The 18,025-nt window shown below is 39.3% G+C and carries 15 protein-coding genes and 6 pseudogenes; 10 read left to right on the forward strand and 11 right to left on the reverse strand.

Annotation, left to right across the window (positions count from 1 at the left end; genetic code table 11):
* The first annotated feature begins 43 nt into the window (after positions 1 to 43).
* Positions 44 to 223: pseudogene (locus tag KA717_17540) on the forward strand (IS66 family transposase).
* 45 nt (positions 224 to 268) lie between these two features.
* Here KA717_17540 and KA717_17545 read toward each other — a convergent pair.
* On the reverse strand, positions 269 to 703 hold the full coding sequence (locus tag KA717_17545; protein UXE64152.1) for a helix-turn-helix domain-containing protein: 435 nt from the start codon (positions 701 to 703) through the stop codon (positions 269 to 271).
* 180 nt (positions 704 to 883) lie between these two features.
* Between KA717_17545 and KA717_17550 the strand changes: the two genes are divergently transcribed.
* The gene (locus KA717_17550) at positions 884 to 1,402 is read left to right on the forward strand and encodes a transposase (GenBank protein UXE64700.1); all 519 of its coding nucleotides are present in this window, start codon (positions 884 to 886) and stop codon (positions 1,400 to 1,402) included.
* A 48-nt stretch (positions 1,403 to 1,450) separates the two neighbouring features.
* Here KA717_17550 and KA717_17555 read toward each other — a convergent pair whose 3' ends face one another.
* Positions 1,451 to 2,272, reverse strand: a complete 822-nt coding sequence (locus tag KA717_17555; GenBank protein ID UXE64153.1) for an IS3 family transposase — start codon at positions 2,270 to 2,272, stop codon at positions 1,451 to 1,453.
* Between the two features lie 236 nt (positions 2,273 to 2,508).
* Positions 2,509 to 2,688 (reverse strand): transposase, encoded by a 180-nt coding sequence (locus KA717_17560; protein ID UXE64154.1) that lies wholly within the window; start codon positions 2,686 to 2,688, stop codon positions 2,509 to 2,511.
* 143 nt (positions 2,689 to 2,831) lie between these two features.
* Here KA717_17560 and KA717_17565 point away from each other — a divergent pair, with 143 nt between their 5' ends.
* Positions 2,832 to 3,443 carry an IS1634 family transposase gene (locus KA717_17565; protein ID UXE64155.1) on the forward strand — a complete coding sequence of 204 codons (612 nt, stop codon included), beginning with the start codon at positions 2,832 to 2,834 and terminating at the stop codon, positions 3,441 to 3,443.
* A gap of 24 nt (positions 3,444 to 3,467) precedes the next feature.
* Here the strand turns inward: KA717_17565 and KA717_17570 are convergent, their stop codons facing one another.
* Both KA717_17570 and KA717_17575 read right to left on the reverse strand, forming a co-directional pair.
* Positions 3,468 to 4,169, reverse strand: a complete 702-nt coding sequence (locus tag KA717_17570; protein ID UXE64156.1) for an ISL3 family transposase — start codon at positions 4,167 to 4,169, stop codon at positions 3,468 to 3,470.
* A gap of 11 nt (positions 4,170 to 4,180) precedes the next feature.
* Positions 4,181 to 4,348, reverse strand: a complete 168-nt coding sequence (locus tag KA717_17575; protein ID UXE64157.1) for a transposase family protein — start codon at positions 4,346 to 4,348, stop codon at positions 4,181 to 4,183.
* A 275-nt stretch (positions 4,349 to 4,623) separates the two neighbouring features.
* On the opposite strand from KA717_17575, the gene KA717_17580 reads away from it, so the two are divergent.
* A complete protein-coding gene (locus tag KA717_17580) occupies positions 4,624 to 5,700 on the forward strand; it encodes an IS1634 family transposase (GenBank protein UXE64158.1) in 1,077 nt (358 codons plus the stop codon).
* Positions 5,701 to 5,764: 64 nt separating this feature from the next.
* Here KA717_17580 and KA717_17585 read toward each other — a convergent pair.
* Positions 5,765 to 6,163, reverse strand: a pseudogene (locus KA717_17585) (ISAs1 family transposase).
* A gap of 147 nt (positions 6,164 to 6,310) precedes the next feature.
* On the opposite strand from KA717_17585, the pseudogene KA717_17590 reads away from it, so the two are divergent.
* A pseudogene (locus tag KA717_17590) lies at positions 6,311 to 7,648 on the forward strand (IS5 family transposase).
* 275 nt (positions 7,649 to 7,923) lie between these two features.
* On the opposite strand, the pseudogene KA717_17595 reads toward KA717_17590, so the two are convergent.
* The 3 genes and pseudogenes from KA717_17595 to KA717_17605 form a co-directional block, all read right to left on the reverse strand.
* A pseudogene (locus KA717_17595) lies at positions 7,924 to 8,118 on the reverse strand (IS1 family transposase).
* Between the two features lie 246 nt (positions 8,119 to 8,364).
* A pseudogene (locus KA717_17600) lies at positions 8,365 to 9,702 on the reverse strand (IS5 family transposase).
* A gap of 44 nt (positions 9,703 to 9,746) precedes the next feature.
* The gene (locus KA717_17605; protein ID UXE64159.1) at positions 9,747 to 10,703 is read right to left on the reverse strand and encodes an IS1 family transposase; all 957 of its coding nucleotides are present in this window, start codon (positions 10,701 to 10,703) and stop codon (positions 9,747 to 9,749) included.
* Positions 10,704 to 10,785: 82 nt separating this feature from the next.
* Here KA717_17605 and KA717_17610 point away from each other — a divergent pair.
* The 5 genes and pseudogenes from KA717_17610 (at position 10,786) to KA717_17630 (ending at position 16,511) form a co-directional block, all read left to right on the forward strand.
* Positions 10,786 to 12,049, forward strand: a pseudogene (locus KA717_17610) (ISKra4 family transposase).
* A gap of 216 nt (positions 12,050 to 12,265) precedes the next feature.
* Complete coding sequence (locus KA717_17615; protein UXE64160.1) at positions 12,266 to 12,460, forward strand: transposase; 195 nt, start codon at positions 12,266 to 12,268, stop codon at positions 12,458 to 12,460.
* A gap of 17 nt (positions 12,461 to 12,477) precedes the next feature.
* Entirely contained in the window at positions 12,478 to 13,653 is a 1,176-nt protein-coding gene (locus KA717_17620) for an IS4 family transposase (GenBank protein UXE64161.1), read from the forward strand.
* 345 nt (positions 13,654 to 13,998) lie between these two features.
* Positions 13,999 to 15,102, forward strand: coding sequence for a transposase (locus KA717_17625; GenBank protein UXE64162.1), 1,104 nt, complete (start codon positions 13,999 to 14,001; stop codon positions 15,100 to 15,102).
* Between the two features lie 92 nt (positions 15,103 to 15,194).
* The gene (locus KA717_17630) at positions 15,195 to 16,511 is read left to right on the forward strand and encodes a sugar ABC transporter substrate-binding protein (GenBank protein ID UXE64163.1); all 1,317 of its coding nucleotides are present in this window, start codon (positions 15,195 to 15,197) and stop codon (positions 16,509 to 16,511) included.
* Positions 16,512 to 16,612: 101 nt separating this feature from the next.
* Here the strand turns inward: KA717_17630 and KA717_17635 are convergent, their stop codons facing one another.
* Positions 16,613 to 16,804, reverse strand: coding sequence for a replication restart DNA helicase PriA (locus KA717_17635; GenBank protein ID UXE64164.1), 192 nt, complete (start codon positions 16,802 to 16,804; stop codon positions 16,613 to 16,615).
* A 420-nt stretch (positions 16,805 to 17,224) separates the two neighbouring features.
* Complete coding sequence (locus tag KA717_17640; protein UXE64165.1) at positions 17,225 to 17,929, reverse strand: hypothetical protein; 705 nt, start codon at positions 17,927 to 17,929, stop codon at positions 17,225 to 17,227.
* Positions 17,930 to 18,025: the final 96 nt, after the last annotated feature.

The following is an 18,025-nucleotide window of genomic DNA, read 5'->3' on the forward strand; positions in this document are numbered from 1 at the left end:
ATGTTAACACTTTTCTTTTCCTTCATCAACTAAAGGTCACACCCTTCATCGTAAGGTTAGTGGCGGTGCTAGAAGTCATTGGGGCGGACAACTTGTTGCCATGATGTTTAGTTTTCTTGAAACCATGAGACTTCAAGGTAAAAGTGCGGTCGAACAGTTATCTCTTATTTTATCTTCCTCTGGTCTTTCTCCTCCTTCCATTGATGACTTTCTTCCTCTCTAGTATTTTTGGGGCTTAATGAGAATTAAGCCCCACTTATTGCTGTGACTAATTACATCGCTTTTTTTTAAGCATATTTCTAAGTTGTGTATTTCCTAACAATATACCCGTTTCTTTTTCCATATGAGTTGATAGTCTTGCTACTGTCCAACGTCCAAATTCATATCCAAACTCTTCAGGCTCTTTGATTATTATCTCCGTCAATTTCTCTATGTATTCTTCTGTTACTTTCCTGTGATTTCCTTTTTTTCTTTTGTCTCTTAAGCTTTCTATCTCTTTCGGATTTCCATTATTGCACCAGTACCACACTTGTCGTTTGCAACATCCTAATAATCCTGATATTTCATCATACGTTTTTCCTTCATTTCTCAGTAACATAATCAATATTCTCTCTCTTGTAACTGCGTGCTCTTCCGTTTTAAGGGCTTTTTGTAGCTCTTTCTTGGTCTTTTGGTCTAAGAAGTTTAACGTCAGCATAGTCATACAAAAAAGTAAGTCTATATATTCTACCTTATATCCACTTAGAGTGATGACAGCTTATATCGCTAGATGGCAAGGTAGGGGTCAAAGTGGGAGAATTTGACAGGGGTGGAAAAACGCGGGTAAAAACAGAGGCATTCTTACCATGACTTTGGAGCAGAAGTTACTCTAATTCCTTACGGAATTTTTCTACCTGAACAGAATGAATTATCTTTATTTTTTGTGTCGTCCAAATTAACAGCAGATTGCATTGGTGACATATTAGAAAGTTGGTGGGAAAGTGTAAAGCATCGCTTTAGTCATATTGAGAAATTGGTGATAAATCAGGATAATGGACCTGAAAATCATTCACGTCGTAGTCAATTCATGCGGCGTATGATTGATTTTACAGAATCGTCAAAGCTAGATATACAATTGGCTTATTATCCGCCGTATCACAGCAAGTATAATCCGATAGAGCGTTGTTTTGGTTGGTTAGAAAAACATTGGAATGGGAGTTTACTGGATACGGTTGAAACCGTGCTTAATTTTGCTAAAACGCTAACATTCAGGGGTCAAAATCCTGTAGTGAAACTGATAGAAAAAGTTTATGAGACAGGAGTGAAGCTGAGCAAGGCTGGGATGGAAAAGGTTGAAGCACGGATTAATCGCCTTCCTAGCCTCAAAAAATGGTTTGTGGAAATCTTTGCCAAACCGCTATAATCATTGGATCATCTTTTTTTCTGGTGTTCTCTAACTAAAAACGCCCTCTCAAGCCAAATTCAAACTTGTCCAGTAGACTTGGTCTGGCATCTGATATTCTAAAGCTTGATGGAATCGCTCTTTGTTATAGAAATTAAACCATTTTTTTACCTCTTCTGTCAAGTGTTTTCCATCCTCAAAAGAATAAATGTAAATTAACTCGTATTTTAGAGAACGCCACAATCTTTCAATAAAAATATTGTCATAGCAACGTCCCCTTCCGTCCATACTAATTTGGATGTTTTCTTGCTTTAAACATCCTGTAAATTCCTTCGAGGTAAATTGGCTTCCTTGATCACTATTAAAGATGTCTGGTTTGCCATAAATTGACAATGCTTCCTCCAATGCTGACTTACAAAAATAAACATCCATAGTGTTGCTAATCCTCCATGACAAGACCTTACGACTAAACCAATCCATAATTGCTACTAGATAAAAGTGTCCTTTTCCTATTGGCAAATAGGTGATGTCGGTACACCAAACTTGATTGGCTTTTTCAATGCTTAAGTCTCGTAATAAGTAAGGATAAATTTGATGCTCAGGGTTTCGCAACGTTGTTCTTTTCTTGGGGTAAATTGCTTGTATTCCCAATTGATTCATCAATCGTATCACTCTTTTTCGATTTACCTCATAACCTAATGTGTTGAGGTATACTGTCATCTTTCTGCTCCCATAAAATGGTGTTTTCATATATTGTTCATCCAACAGTCTCAATAGTGTCAATTCTTCGGAACTAATTTCCTTTGGTTCGTAATAATAACTCGAACGATTTATTCCTAATAATTCACATTGACGTTGAATGCACAATTCAGAATGTTTGGGGTCTACCAAGGTTTTTCGGTCGGTAGCCCCAATTGTACCGACCTGTCCACTAAAAAATCTCGCTCGACTTTTAGCTTTCCTATTTGCCGATATAGCTCATTTATCTGAGTTTCAGCATTTTCTTTGATTTCTTTTCCTTGGTTTTCTGTTTCAAAGATTTGACTAGTGGCACGTCAACTTTATTTTGATGGGTTGCTAGATTCTCAAAGCCTTGCCAAAATAGACTTACGGGTTCTTGTAGCCCCTCATTTCAAGCTTGATAGACCACTAGCTTCGTCTAATACTTTTCGTTTCCATCCATTAATCATTGTTGGATGAATTTCATATTGACTGGCTAATTCAGATACCGTTTTCTCTCCTCGAATTGCTTCTAAGGCGACTTTGGCTTTGAACTGGGCTCCATACTGTTTTTTCTTGTTGCTCATACCCACATTCCGCAGGTTGTCGAAGAGGAGCACTAGTTCACGCGAGCTAGTATCGGTACTTGTGCATTGATTTCGGGCAAGGATAAAAAATGTCAATAAAGTTCTAAAATGGAGTCTTGTCTTAGATAGAATCAACAGTAAAAATGAATAACCTAAATATTAAAGACCTCGACCACTTAGGAATCGTAGCGGGAATTATAGATGAAATGGGTTTAGTAGAAATTATCGATGAGGAAGTGGGAACTCATCCTCAAGAAAAGCTCAGTGTAGGTACAATAGTAAAAGCAATGATATTAAACTGCTTAGGATGTATCAATGCTCCGTTATATTTGTTGAGTGAGTTTTTTAAAGGAAAAGTATTAGAACACCTATTAGGAGAAGGAATAAAAGCAGAAGATTTAAATGATGACAAGCTAGGAAGGTCATTGGATAAGGTATTTGGAGTGGGGGTAAAAAACCGGTTCACGAAAATAGTCCTAAAAGCGGCAGCAATCTTTGGAATAGAACAAAAGTCAAAGCATTTAGACTCAACCTCAATGTCTGTACAAGGGAAGTATAAGGAAAGGATAGAAGATGAGGAAGACGAGCAGACAAAAGCCATAAAAATAAAATTTGGTTATTCCAGAGATAAACGACCAGACCTAAAACAGTTTATGTTAAATATGATATGTAGTGGAGATGGTGGTGTCCCTCTCTTTATGCAATTAGGAGATGGCAATGAATCGGATAAAAAGGTGTTTCCCCGGTTCTCCTGAACAAAGAGTGATAATTAGAACTTATCATGAAAAGCAAGCTAAAAAACGGTTTCGCATATTATCAAAGTTCATAAATCCATAAGCTTGACGCTTGATTAGTTTAAGACGATTATTAATTCCTTCCATTGCCCCATTCGTCGTTCGACTCAAAAAGTAGTTACAAATAGAGTCTAAATTCCTACGAATTGTGCTAATTACATCTGTATAAATGCTCTTAGCATTCTCTAACCATTCTGTAAATTTTAATCGCCCTTCTTCCTTCTCATTTACTTTTTCATATATTTCTCTAAATGACTCTTTATACTCATACGCCTTACGCAGACGAGCAGATTGCTTTAACACCAATTCTAATTTTTCTAACTCCTCCTCTTTTAGGTCTTCTTTATTTTTTAATAATAGCCATTTTTCTCCCTTAATTTTTACATTCAACCTTGTCTGTTTACGGATTTTATTTAATTCTTCATTCACCGCCTTCATTACATGAAATCTATCCGTTACAATTACTGCATTCGGAAATACTTTTTCTATCACCTTCGGAAATCCTACCCACATATCTACACTCACTTGTTCTACTCCTTCCCTCACCTCTAACGGTTTCTCCATCAGCACTTCTATTATTTTATCTTGTTGATGACTATCAATTACTTCTATTAATTCTCCTTTTTCTAGGTCTCCTACCACTGTTACAAAATTCTGATGACCTTTTCGTTTCGCTATTTCATCCATCCCCACGTATTTTACCCCTTGCCAATCCTTTTTTTTACTTCACATTGACGTTGATAAATTCCATTTACTTGATCCCATGATAGAGATTCCTCTCTGCTTACTTGTTCCACACTGCTCACATTTACTCGTCCATAAATATATTCTTCATACCGCACCGTATATTTCCTACGGGCTTCCATGAATTCCAGATTTTCTGTAAAAAACCTTTGACAATTTTTACAGTAAAATTTACGACGAGGCACTTTCAGGTATACCATTTGACCAGATATAGACAAATCCCTTACCAGTACATTGTTCGTCTGATGTAATTCATCTGTTAAGCTACCACAATAATTACATTTGACTTCTTCCTCTTGACAACTCAGTATTAAAAATGCCTGTTTCCCTTCTTGAATAACATTTCTTATGCTTACCTTTGGCAAATTCAGGAGATTTTCCAGAAAAAATAACATTGATGTCATCCTCATATACTGTATCTTATTATACATCTTTTACCGCAAAGCCAGAAGAACCGTTTCCCCAGATAATCAAAGACTGTCAAGAAACGTTGAATATGGAAGGTTTATCGGTGATGGATGGAGCTTTTTATACGGCGGAAAATGTGGGCATGGCGAGGTCAATTCAATGGTTAAGTCGTGTCCCTCTGAAAGAAGCCACTGAGACTTTGGCAAATATATCAGAAGACCAATGGCAGCAGGGTGAACAGGACGGTTATCGTTGGCAAGTGAGGGCTTCGGAATATGGGGGTGAACAGCAACGATGGCTTGTGGTCGAAAGTGCTCAACGTATCCAGTCCGATAATAAAGCTATAAGTCAAAAAATTGAGAAAGCCGATAAAGTTGTCAAAAAAGAATGGCAGAAACTTTGTGGACAGAATTTTGCTTGTGAGGCCGATGCTCTTACTGAGGCTCAACTCTGGCCAAAAACCTTGACTTATCATCAACTCAGTCAAGTTGAGGTTCAGACTATTCCTTACTATGCCAAGGGAGGAAGACCGAAACAAGGGGCTACCCCTCTCGGTTTTCATTACCGCTTAACTGGGCAATTAAGCCTTGATTCCTCTTGCTTGGAAGCCGCATCTAAACGGGCTGGACGTTTTATTTTAGCTACTAATATTCTTGATTCTCAGGTTTTGAGTCCCGACCAGATGTTGGCTGAATATAAGGCTCAACAAAACACCGAGCGCGGCTTTCGCTTTCTCAAAGACCCTTTCTTTTTTGCCTCTGCTCTTTTTCTCAAGAATCCTCAACGCATTATGGCTTTGATGATGATTATGGTTGTCTCTTTATTGGTTTATACTTTGGCACAACGTCGCCTACGACAGGCTTTGGCTCTTGCCCATCAGACTATTCCTAATCAAAAGGGTAAACCGACCGCCATTCCCACTCTGCTTTGGGTCTTTCAGTCTTTTCTGTTTATCCGTTGGTTAGAGATTGACGGCATTCAAACTATCGTTAATTTGACCTCCAAACACAAACATATTCTTTCCTTTCTTGGCTCTTCATGTCAAAAGTACTACTTTGTCTCTTGACTTACCTGCGGAATGTGGGCTCATAGCTCTCCTGATTTCGATTTAGAGCTTACACTACTGTCCAGTTTTGGGGGGCCACCTCAATCTTTGTCTGGGTTCCCATGGCATCAATTGTGACGATACAACCTTTGACCTCCAGCATTTTCAGGAGTTTGGGTATCGCCGTTATTTCATTCGATTTGCTTTCCACTTTGCACTGTCCTAGCACTAAGCGATTCGCTGTTGCCCATGCACTCACCATCTGAATTGCACCCTTCCCGTTGGCATTGTCATAGGATTGGCGGAGGGTTTTTCCGTCAATTGCTATCACTTCCCCTTCACTTACCTCCGCTATACTTTTGACCCAATCGAGAAAACAGTCTTGAAATTGCTCTGGGTTCAGACTAGCAAATACACGCGCAAACGTATCGTCGGAGGGGATGCCATTCGGCAATTCCAAAATTTTTTTTAGCCATTGATGTTTAGGCACTGGTATCGTCTAGCTAGGGCTTGCCGAAAAAAAGCTGAAACTCTTACGGAGAAAAGATAGTAGCCGAATTAAGGACAGGCAGAATACAGGGAAATAGGTTAAAATGGCTTGAAAACCTTGCCGGAAAAGGAGGCAAAACATATGTACGGAAGACAACAGTACGAAACTAAGACACCAGAAAACTTCAAAAATCCGTTCGATGGGCAGTTAGACGCAGAAAATCGTTGGGTAAAAATGTCAAAAATGATTCCCTGGGAAGAATATGAGGAAGAATATGCAAAAAACTTCACAGAGGAAAAAGGAGCACCAGCGAAATCATTTAGAATGGCGTTGGGGGCATTAATCATCAAAGAAATGTTAGGAATAAGTGATAGAGAAACAGTGGAACAAATTAAAGAAAATCCTTATTTACAGTATTTTATAGGAATGGAAAGCTATAGTAGCGAAGAAGCATTTAATGCGTCAATGATGGTTCATTTTCGTAAAAGAATAGGAATGGAATTAATCAATAAAATTAATAAAGAAATGGTAAAGAAGTTCGAGGGAGTAGTGTCAGAAAAAAAAGAAAATGAAGGACAGCTATTGTTAGATGCAACTTGTACACCAGCAGATATAAAATATCCAACGGATATAGAAATATTGAATGAAGCAAGAGAAAAAACAGAAGAAACAATAGATGAGCTTTATAAACAAATACAAGGAAAAGAGAAAAAAAAGCCAAGAACGTATAGAGTAGCAGCAAGAAAAGACTACCTAGAGATAGTCAAAAAACGTCGTGTGTCAAAAAAAGAAAGAAGAAAAGGAATAAAAAAACAACTACAATATGTAAAAAGAAACTTGTCTCATATAGAAAAAATGATAGAAGAGGGAGCCAAGTTAGAAAAACTAACGAAAAAGGAGCAAGAAGAGCTTGTAACGATAAGAAAAGTGTATGAGCAACAGTTAGAGATGTATGCAAAAAAGACGAATAAAGTAGAAAACAGAATTGTGAGTATAACCCAACCTCACATCCGTCCAATAGTGCGTGGCAAAGTAGGAAAAGCAGTAGAGTTTGGAGCTAAAATATCGGCAAGTAGTGTGAATGGCTTTGTCTTCTTAGACAAATTGAGTTGGAATAATTATAACGAATCGGGAGATTTACAAGAGCGAATAGAAGAATATAAAAAGGAGAGAGGATGTTATCCCGAATCGGTTCATGTGGATAAAATATATCGAACAAAAGCGAATCGAGCTTATTGTAAAGAGAGGGGAATAAGAATGAGTGGTCCCCGCTTGGGAAGACCACCGAAAGAGGTGAGCAAAGAAAAAAAGGAAGAGGCCCGCTCAGATGAAAGAGTGCGTAATGCCATAGAGGGTAAATTCGGACAGGGAAAGAGAAGATTTAGTCTGGGTCGAGTGATGGCCAAACTTCCTGAAACCTCTGAGACTGTGATAGCGATGAATTTTTTGCTAATGAATCTTTCTACTCTACTTCAGAAGACAAAGAAGAAAACAAAAAGTAAGAAGTTGTAGAGTCGTTTTTCTTCTGAAAAATGGTGTTAATTTTCCTCTCTTTTGTGAGGAGTGATTTTTGTTGACTTTTTGTAGAAAGAAAGGGACAATAGATTAAACAAAATCTGTATTGTGACTTCTTTCCATAAGGAAAAGTTATCTGTGCTTTTTCCGTCCATACTTCCCTAACCCACATTTCTTTCGTTTTTTGACTTTTTCAGCAAGCCCTAGCTAGAAGCTATAAACGTTTCAATACGGGAGGTTCAAGAAATCAGGCGAATTTGGAGTAAGTCCTCCCAAGTTAACCCTTTTTCAATTATACCGAGAGCTACAGCAGGAACTTCTCTAGTCGTAAAATGGCTGCGAACAAAGTTATGAACCATCCAGAAAATATCTAGGACTCGCTGTAATCCCACAACAGATTTAGCGTAAGTATTTGTACGACGACGAAAGGCAGATAAATAGGGCTTGCTGAAAAAGTCAAAAAACGAAAGAAATGTGGGTTAGGGAAGTATGGACGGAAAAAGCACAGATAACTTTTCCTTATGGAAAGAAGTCACAATACAGATTTTGTTTAATCTATTGTCCCTTTCTTTCTACAAAAAGTCAACAAAAATCACTCCTCACAAAAGAGAGGAAAATTAACACCATTTTTCAGAAGAAAAACGACTCTACAACTTCTTACTTTTTGTTTTCTTCTTTGTCTTCTGAAGTAGAGTAGAAAGATTCATTAGCAAAAAATTCATCGCTATCACAGTCTCAGAGGTTTCAGGAAGTTTGGCCATCACTCGACCCAGACTAAATCTTCTCTTTCCCTGTCCGAATTTACCCTCTATGGCATTACGCACTCTTTCATCTGAGCGGGCCTCTTCCTTTTTTTCTTTGCTCACCTCTTTCGGTGGTCTTCCCAAGCGGGGACCACTCATTCTTATTCCCCTCTCTTTACAATAAGCTCGATTCGCTTTTGTTCGATATATTTTATCCACATGAACCGATTCGGGATAACATCCTCTCTCCTTTTTATATTCTTCTATTCGCTCTTGTAAATCTCCCGATTCGTTATAATTATTCCAACTCAATTTGTCTAAGAAGACAAAGCCATTCACACTACTTGCCGATATTTTAGCTCCAAACTCTACTGCTTTTCCTACTTTGCCACGCACTATTGGACGGATGTGAGGTTGGGTTATACTCACAATTCTGTTTTCTACTTTATTCGTCTTTTTTGCATACATCTCTAACTGTTGCTCATACACTTTTCTTATCGTTACAAGCTCTTCTTGCTCCTTTTTCGTTAGTTTTTCTAACTTGGCTCCCTCTTCTATCATTTTTTCTATATGAGACAAGTTTCTTTTTACATATTGTAGTTGTTTTTTTATTCCTTTTCTTCTTTCTTTTTTTGACACACGACGTTTTTTGACTATCTCTAGGTAGTCTTTTCTTGCTGCTACTCTATACGTTCTTGGCTTTTTTTTCTCTTTTCCTTGTATTTGTTTATAAAGCTCATCTATTGTTTCTTCTGTTTTTTCTCTTGCTTCATTCAATATTTCTATATCCGTTGGATATTTTATATCTGCTGGTGTACAAGTTGCATCTAACAATAGCTGTCCTTCATTTTCTTTTTTTTCTGACACTACTCCCTCGAACTTCTTTACCATTTCTTTATTAATTTTATTGATTAATTCCATTCCTATTCTTTTACGAAAATGAACCATCATTGACGCATTAAATGCTTCTTCGCTACTATAGCTTTCCATTCCTATAAAATACTGTAAATAAGGATTTTCTTTAATTTGTTCCACTGTTTCTCTATCACTTATTCCTAACATTTCTTTGATGATTAATGCCCCCAACGCCATTCTAAATGATTTCGCTGGTGCTCCTTTTTCCTCTGTGAAGTTTTTTGCATATTCTTCCTCATATTCTTCCCAGGGAATCATTTTTGACATTTTTACCCAACGATTTTCTGCGTCTAACTGCCCATCGAACGGATTTTTGAAGTTTTCTGGTGTCTTAGTTTCGTACTGTTGTCTTCCGTACATATGTTTTGCCTCCTTTTCCGGCAAGGTTTTCAAGCCATTTTAACCTATTTCCCTGTATTCTGCCTGTCCTTAATTCGGCTACTATCTTTTCTCCGTAAGAGTTTCAGCTTTTTTTCGGCAAGCCCTAAATAGCGTCGGATAGCACTATTAAATGCCTCAACGTGGTTGGCATGGACGTCCTTTTCTTCTGGTTTTTCTGTTGTCTCTGGATGTTCTGGTTTCGGAGTTTCTACTTTCTTTAGTTTACCTTCAGAATCTCGACGTTTACTACTCTTATTTTTTAATCTTACTACCATTCCCTTCGGTAATACTTTGACGGGACGACCACGTTTTCCAGTCTTCAATACTTCGTGACAAATATTAAATAGCAGTTGACTATATCGCTTTTCTCCATCTGTAAATAACTGGAGAGATTCTGCACTCCTTTCAAATAATTCCGCTACCGTCATCATTGCTTCTAGAAATAATTTCTGCTCTTTTCGACCACATTTTAAATGCCAAATAAAGCGGCTAGCCCTGTCCATGAGAACGATTGTCCAACCCTCAGAGGCACTTGCTTCTTTATTTTTTCCAACTTTTGTGTATAGTTCATCCCCTTCTATTACTAGTTTAACAAATTCATTCACTAAGGCGTATAAAAACAATGTCTCTTGTAATCCTGATAATTTCTTTTCCCAATTCAATATTGTTGTTTTCGCGTAGCCGAATACTCGGACTGCGGCATTTAATCCTATTCCTTCCATTCTAGCTTTTAATACTTTTACAATTTCACTTAATGGGGTTTCTAAGCCAGCGATTACGCTACCATAAGTCTCAGCAAAACAAGAACTACATTCTTGACAAATGAACATTTTACGTTCCCCGTTACCTTTCGTTTGGTAATGAGAATGTATTTTTACTTTTTCACTATAGCAATGAGGGCAGTTTTTCTGAAATAAGGCTTCCTCTTTCTCTTGGGGTAAGCCAATATCACTTAGGAGGTCAATTGAGCTTTTATTCAATGTTGACAGGGTGTGACCTTTAGTTGATGAAGGAAAAGAAAAGTGTTAACATGAGATGAAAAGTGACAAAGAGGAAACAATGATGACAGCAAAACTAATTAATGTAGAGGGTTCAAAGATAAAAATAGAACTAACATTAGAACTCAGTCGTTCAATGTTGGATACAGAAATAAATATTCAAAAAGGCTTAAACGAAGTAGGTTGCATCGCCAGCAAAGAAGCCTTGAAATATTTAGATACAGATGGTTCACCCTTAAAAATCGGTGAAGAAATCTGGAAGAGTAAGGGAGAGCAACCGAAAGAATATCAAACACCTTATGGTGAGGTTATAGTGAATCGTCATGTATATCAGCGTTCACCTTTGAGGAAAAACGTATTGCCCCTTAGAAAGAGAAGCAAGGATAATCATAACATCAACGCCATTATTGGCAAAACAGGTATCCTCAAAAATGTCAGGGATGGCAGGCAAAGAGGTGAAAAATGATTTATTAGAAAATCATGGTAGAAAAGTAGCGCTATCCTATATCCAAAGATTGAGTGAAGCAGTAGGAAGTGTGGTACAGGCAAAAGAAGAAGCGTGGAGTTATGCCCCGCCCAAGGAGGATAGCCAAATTGCAACAGTGGGAATAGGATTAGATGGAACCTGTATGCTGATGTGTGAGGATGGCTACCGTGAAGCAATGGTGGGAACCGTTTCCCTATACGATAGTGAAGGCGAACGTCAACCTACAATCTATCTAGGTGCGGCACCAGAGTATGGAAAAAAGAGTTTTCTAGAAAGATTAGAAAGAGAAATTGAGCGAGCGAAAAACCGTTATCCAGAGGCAACATTGGTCGGGATAGCAGACGGGGCAGAATCAAATTGGAAGTTTTTAGAAAAGCAAACGGAAGAACAGATATTAGATTTCTATCATGCCTCTGGTTACTTAGGTGCCTTGGCAGAAGCGTTGCATCCGAATACCGTGTCAAAACAAAAAGAATGGTTGACTGAAAATTGTCGAGAACTCAAGCATGAAAAAGGAAAAGCAGGAGAACTGCTAAATCTGATGAAAGAAGTCAAAGAAGAAAAAAGTCATTCTAAGAATCTTACCGAGAAACTACAAGCGGCGATTACTTATTACGAGAATCATCAGCATCAAATGGATTATGCTGAATACATAGAGAAAAAGTATCCGATTGGTTCAGGTGTTACGGAAGCAGCTTGTAAGACGTTGGTCAAACAACGATTATGTTGTTCAGGGATGCGATGGAAGGAAAAAGGAGCAGGAATTATTTTGAGCCTACGAGCTTTGGTATTGACCAAGGAACGATGGAGTCAATTTTGGGCAAAACTTGATCAATATGGGTTCCCTGTAGAACCCCTGACTTTTCCCGTTAAGTCCAAAATCCAGCAATGCAAACTTCTAGAGGCTTTATCTGGCAAGGGTTTGAGTAATGATTCTCTTGACAGGAAAAAAATATTCTGAAGCCATCATCCCGCTTATCGTTCAAATTTCAAAAACAAAGGATGAAGGGAGTATGAGACTGTAAAATGGAGAAAATCTTAAAGGGCAGGTCAAAAAATGTTGGAATGGTGGACAAAAAACTTTGCCAGTTGTGAATTGGGAGACGAGAGGCTAAACAATCGTGCCTTCTCGATTGGGAAAAAGTTAAGTGAGGGGTTTGGAAAAGCCTTATCAGAAGTGTTTAAGGGAGGAAACGAGTTAAAGAGGGCCTATGAATTTTTGGGAATCCGAAAACAGACTTTGTCAAGATAATAGAGCCGCACTGTGAAATGACAACTGCCGCCGTAGAAGAATATAAGATAATGCTATCAGTCGGAGATACGACCTTCTTAGATTATCGCAATATCAAGGAAAAAAGGGAAGGGTATGGGCCGACTGGAAAAGGAGGGAATGGATTAATACTGCATAGTGCTTTAGCAATTGAGCCAGAAAAAGGACAAGTATTAGGTTTATTATGGCAAAAACTGTGGAATAGGGAGGTAAAAGAAAAGCCCCCAACAGATGAAACGGCGAAGCAGAAAAAAGAAAGACAGAAAGAACAAAGAAAAGCAGCTCGTCAAAGACCATTTGAGGAAAAAGAATCCTACAAATGGGTAGAGGCTCTAAACACCTGTGAGAAACAGGTAGAAAGTTCAACGAGGGTAATTCATGTATTTGACAGAGAAGGAGATGTTTCAGAAGTCTTTGACTCAGTGCGTCAACTCAAGCATACAGGAGTGCTGGTCAGAGCGTCTCATAATCGTAGTTTAGACAAAAATAGTGAACGACTTTGGCAACATTTGGAATCAGAACCGATTCGTTTTCATCAAGAAATCGAGATTCCGAGTACAGGAAAAAGAAAAGCACGGAAGGTTAAGCTTGCCGTCCGATTTTGCTCAGTTAATCTACGAACTCCCTATCGTTTTGATAATCGTGACCCGTTGAATGTCTATGCTGTTTATGCGACAGAAATCGATTGTCCCGAAGGCGAAACTCCTTTATCTTGGATGCTTCTGACTACAGAAGTTGTTGAGACTATTGAGATGGCTGTCACTATTCTTCGTTGGTACACCTACCGATGGCGGGTTGAAGAATTTCATAAAGTCCTTAAGTCTGGTTGTCAGAGTGAGCGTTATCGACTTGCCTCTGATGGAATGAAAACTCTTTTGGGTTTTTTAAGTGTCATTGCTGTTGAACTTTTACACGTTACTTATCTTCATCGTACCCAGCCCGATGCTCTCGCGATTGAAATTCTTAATCCTCTTCAACTTCAGGTGTTAAAAGCAGCCGCCTCTCAAAAACTTCCCCCTATTTTGACTGTTGCTTGGGCTGTCGAGTCTGTTGCTTTTCTTGGTGGTTATCTTGAACATCGTCGTAAAACTCCTCTCGGTATCCAAGTCCTTTGGCGCGGTTGGTTGAAGTTGCATGACCTTTGCCAAGGCTGGCAGCTTGCAATCCGCACTTAACGGGAAAAGTCAGGTAGAACCCTGATTACAACAGCTTTTATCAACTAAAGGTCGCACCCTTTCCATAGAGCTTTTCTTTAATATTGACATTGTTTTCTGTTTCCTTCTTCTTTGATATAATGACAATAATAATAGTATAATAAAAACGGGCCGATGTCTAGTCTTAAACTATTTCTCTATTTTCTCAAAGCCTTACACCATAACTTTTTCCAACTTTAATCAGACGATACCAGTTCCAACAATCACCAACTTTGATTAATATTTGTCAAGAGAGGGAACCGTCTGCTCACTCATCTCAAATTTTGTTTATCATTACACTTATGGCTGGAAAACGTTGTATTAACCATGTTGTTGGGATTTAAAACAGAGTTAAAGTTGAATAACAAGCAACGGACAACACTAGCGAAACATGCTGGCACTGCCCGTCATGCTTGGAATCAAGGCTTGGCCCTCACTAAAGCTGTATTAGACCACAATCAAGCCCATCCCGACGACAAGATTAAGTTTCCTTCTGCCATTGACCTACATAAATGGTTGGTCGCCTATGTCAAACCCCAATTCCCTTGGTATTACGAAAGTTCCAAATGCGCTGGACAGTGGGCATTGATTCACTTGAAAGATGCTTGGTCTCGCTGTTTCAAAAAAATCGGCGGCGCGCCTAGGTTTAAGAAAAAAGGGGAGCAAGATTCCTTCACCTTAGATGGAACGCTCAAAATCTTGGGAGCGAACAAAATCCAAGTGCCAGTGATTGGTGTTCTGAAAACCTATGAGTCCTTGCCCCAAAATGTTAAGCCTAAAACCGTAACCATTAGTCGTCAGGCGGACAAGTGGTTTATGAGTTTTCGCCTAGAAATTGACCCAATACCTGTGGAGAAAACCAATCCATCGGTAGGAGTTGATTTAGGGGTGAAGCATTTTGCGACTTTATCAAACGGCGAGGTTTTTGATGTCCCTAAAGATTACAAGCGAATTAAAGCTAAAATTGCTAAACTCCAATACCTCAACCGTCACAAACTCAAAGGTTCCACTAATTGGAAAAAAGCCAATCAACGGCTCGCTCGTCTGTATTACCGTCTCTCCAGTCTGCGGAAGGATTGGTTACATAAGTTGACCAGTTATCTCGCTAAATCCTTTGCGGTGGTCTGCATTGAGGATTTAAACGTCTCAGGCATGATGGCCAATCCTAAGTTAGCAGGGGCGAGCTCGGAATTAGGCTGGTACGAATTTCGTAGGCAATTAACCTATAAATGCGAGTTGTACGGCTCGGAACTTAAGGTAATTAGTAGATGGACACCTTCGAGCAAATTGCATCATCAATGCGATTATAAAAACGAGGAATTAACACTGAAAGATAGAATTTTTGTCTGTCCGAGATGTAATGAATCCCTTGACAGAGACTTAAACGCTGCTCTGAATATTGAGCGTTTCGGACTGAGCCTCAGTTCGTGAAGGTCTGTGGACAGAGTAGTGCCGACACCTCTGGTTGAAGCAGATAAAAACCCTTTTATTAGCAAATGTTAGTGTTTTAGGAGCGGCAATTCATGGCACTGTTCAAAAAATTGAGAAAAGGCTTACTGTGGGGACTCTGCGGCTTATTCCTAAGCTGGTTAATCAGTTGTGGCGGAGGGTCAACGACGACTTCCAACAATTCTACCGCCCCAAATCCGACGGGGGCAGCCAATCTAGCCTTTTGGACAATGCAGCTTCAACCCCAACACACTACCTTTTTTAATAATCTAATTCGTGATTTTAGTCGTGATCATCCTGGGATTCAGGTCAATTGGGTAGATATTCCCTGGGAAGCGATGGCGAGTAAAATTTTAACGGCGGTTTCTGCCAATACCGCCCCGGATGTTGTTAATTTAAACCCGACCTTTGCTTCCCAGTTAGCGGCGAAAAATGCCTGGCTCAACCTTAACGAAAAAGTGCCTCCTGCCGTCAAAGCTCAATATTTACCTAATATTTGGCAGGCTAATACCCTTAATGGAGCCAGTTTTGGGGTTCCCTGGTATCTCACCACCAGAGTGACCATTTATAATCAAGACCTTTTAAAACAAGCCGGTATTCAAAAACCACCCGCTACGTTTGCTGAATTGGCCCAGACCGCAAAAACGATCAAGGAAAAAACGGGCAAGTATGCCTTTTTTGTCACCTTCTCTGCCAATGATTCGGCGGAAGTGTTAGAGAGCCTCGTACAAATGGGGGTTAATTTAGTGGATGAGTCGGGCAAAGCGGCTTTTAATAGTCCTGAAGGCAAAGCGGCTTTTCAATATTGGGTAGATCTTTACCAGCAAGGATTATTGCCTCCTGAAGTTTTAACCCAGGGCCATCGTCATGCGGTGGAATTATATCAATCTGGGGCGATCGCCCTTTTGGGATCGGGAGCAGAATTTTTAAACAGTATTGCCACCAATGCCCCCACCATTGCCAAGATTTCGGCCGCAGCCCCCCAAATTACCGGCAAAACAGGGAAAAAGAATGTGGCGGTCATGAACTTAACCATTCCTCGTACCACAAAAAATGAGGAGGCTGCCCTAAAGTTTGCCCTTTTTGTCACCAATACTCAAAATCAATTAGCCTTTGCCCAGGCTGCTAACGTTCTTCCTTCCACCACTGAAGCAGTCAAACAATACATTGCCGCGATCTCCAAAGAGAAAAAGGTTTCTTCTGTTCAACAGGCCCGACAAGTGAGTGCAACCCAACTCAAAGATGCGGAAGTACTGATTCCGCCCATGAAAAATCTTAATCAGTTACAAAAAGCGATCTATGAAAACTTAGGAGCCGCCATGCTCAAACAAAAAACCGTTGATCAGGCCCTAGAGGAAGCTGCCCAAACCTGGAATTCCCTCGGCTCCTAAATTAAGAAACTCCCCAAAAAGAGAAAGGACGCACTCACCGCGTCCCTCAGCTAGATTATGAAATGACTACATTTCTTGACCAAAAAGGAATGAACTATTTTTCAGGAGACAGCTTGACTAAAACCCTTTAGCCCTGGCGCGTAGGACTCTAGAACGTTACCAGTACTTGTACAATTAATCATGAGATAATCACAGACAGGGCAAGCCGTTTCCGTCACATTAAGATGAACAATTTGTTGACGAACAGCATGATTACCACAATTGGGACAACGAATCGTTTGAGAATGAGTCATAACGGTCTCCTGTCTTAAATATGTTTTTGTATCCAGTAATTTATTCATGGTAGGGAAGCTAGAGTCCTAAAAATATAGATATTTTATTAAATGGGGATCGCCCTATAATTCATAACTTAACATGGGCAGGGATCGAGCGACAACCTTGTTTTCGTTACGTTTTATACATTTTCTTGTTGATCCCCAGCTTTTTTTCTCTCTTTATCCAATATTTGTTAGGGCCAATCTGTTTTATAGGGAATTGTTAATTTAATCTTAAATATTTATTTCACTAAACTTTACGAAGGAAATCTTTCTTTAATAAATCCAACTGGCAATATCACTGCTCAGTCAATACCTTCGATTTCTTAAGAATCAATTAATATTTATTGTATTCTGTTTAGACTACTGAGATTTGGTAAGGGGTAAGGGACGATAAATTCAGAGAGTACCTGTCTGGAGACTATCCACATCAATTTGTCCTTTTTGTACCGTTTTTTGGCGTTGGGGATCATTGCCCACATTTTGCTGGAGCAGGAAAATCTGATGTCCAGAAATCCCCGCCACAATAGCTGTATGGTGGGCATAACTATCCGTCCAGGATTGCCAGGAACCATCGGGTTGAGTAATTTTTTTATAGGTTGAGACATTCCGAAACTGAACAATGTCACCGATTTGCACTGAGGAGAGATTTTTTTGTTGAGGAGTAATGGTCGCAATTAATTTGCCCCAAACATAGTCCGCATCCAATCCGGTGGGCCCTAACTCATCAAAATTTTGAGCTTGAGCCGCTTTGAGCGCGTTGTAAGTCAAGGTTGCACATTCTCCATCTCCGACTTGTTTCCCCAGATGATTGAGGGCATAGTGATAAATTTTTTGATTTAGGCCCCTGGGTTTTGATGAAGAGGGTTGGGAAGTGGGGGAAGTGGGGGAGGATGGTCTCTGGAGGGAATCAAAACATTCCTGTTTACCGGTGCGAGGATTAATGGCGTAATTGAGGCAAGGATAAGCTTGAGCCAAGAGGGGAGAACTCAAACTACTCAAAACTAAAGTACTAAAAAGTAATGTCTTCGGCGATCGCCCCGTTTTACCATTTTTACGGTGAATTGATCCCACATTCAGCAGATATTTTGACAATTTAGACATTTTTAAAATCCTTACTGGGCAATGCTTTTAGAGCTTCACAATTTATTTAGTATTTTAAACTTAAGTGCAGAAAATAGACAAATTTAACTTATTTTC

This window comes from Woronichinia naegeliana WA131 (assembly GCA_025370055.1).
In the GTDB taxonomy this organism is placed as follows: domain Bacteria; phylum Cyanobacteriota; class Cyanobacteriia; order Cyanobacteriales; family Microcystaceae; genus Woronichinia; species Woronichinia naegeliana.

Bases quoted from the DNA above. Each gene is read 5' to 3' on its own strand.
- KA717_17580 (UXE64158.1), top strand. From the start codon at position 4,624: ATGTCATCCTCATATACTGTATCTTATTATACATCTTTTACCGCAAAG.
- KA717_17625 (UXE64162.1), top strand. From the start codon at position 13,999: ATGTTGTTGGGATTTAAAACAGAGTTAAAGTTGAATAACAAGCAACGG.
- KA717_17620 (UXE64161.1), top strand. From the start codon at position 12,478: ATGACAACTGCCGCCGTAGAAGAATATAAGATAATGCTATCAGTCGGA.
- KA717_17570 (UXE64156.1), bottom strand. From the start codon at position 4,169: ATGGATGAAATAGCGAAACGAAAAGGTCATCAGAATTTTGTAACAGTG.
- KA717_17635 (UXE64164.1), bottom strand. From the start codon at position 16,804: ATGACTCATTCTCAAACGATTCGTTGTCCCAATTGTGGTAATCATGCT.
- KA717_17575 (UXE64157.1), bottom strand. From the start codon at position 4,348: ATGGAAGCCCGTAGGAAATATACGGTGCGGTATGAAGAATATATTTAT.
- KA717_17640 (UXE64165.1), bottom strand. From the start codon at position 17,929: ATGTCTAAATTGTCAAAATATCTGCTGAATGTGGGATCAATTCACCGT.
- KA717_17545 (UXE64152.1), bottom strand. From the start codon at position 703: ATGACTATGCTGACGTTAAACTTCTTAGACCAAAAGACCAAGAAAGAG.
- KA717_17560 (UXE64154.1), bottom strand. From the start codon at position 2,688: ATGAGCAACAAGAAAAAACAGTATGGAGCCCAGTTCAAAGCCAAAGTC.
- KA717_17630 (UXE64163.1), top strand. From the start codon at position 15,195: ATGGCACTGTTCAAAAAATTGAGAAAAGGCTTACTGTGGGGACTCTGC.
- KA717_17565 (UXE64155.1), top strand. From the start codon at position 2,832: ATGAATAACCTAAATATTAAAGACCTCGACCACTTAGGAATCGTAGCG.
- KA717_17615 (UXE64160.1), top strand. From the start codon at position 12,266: ATGTTGGAATGGTGGACAAAAAACTTTGCCAGTTGTGAATTGGGAGAC.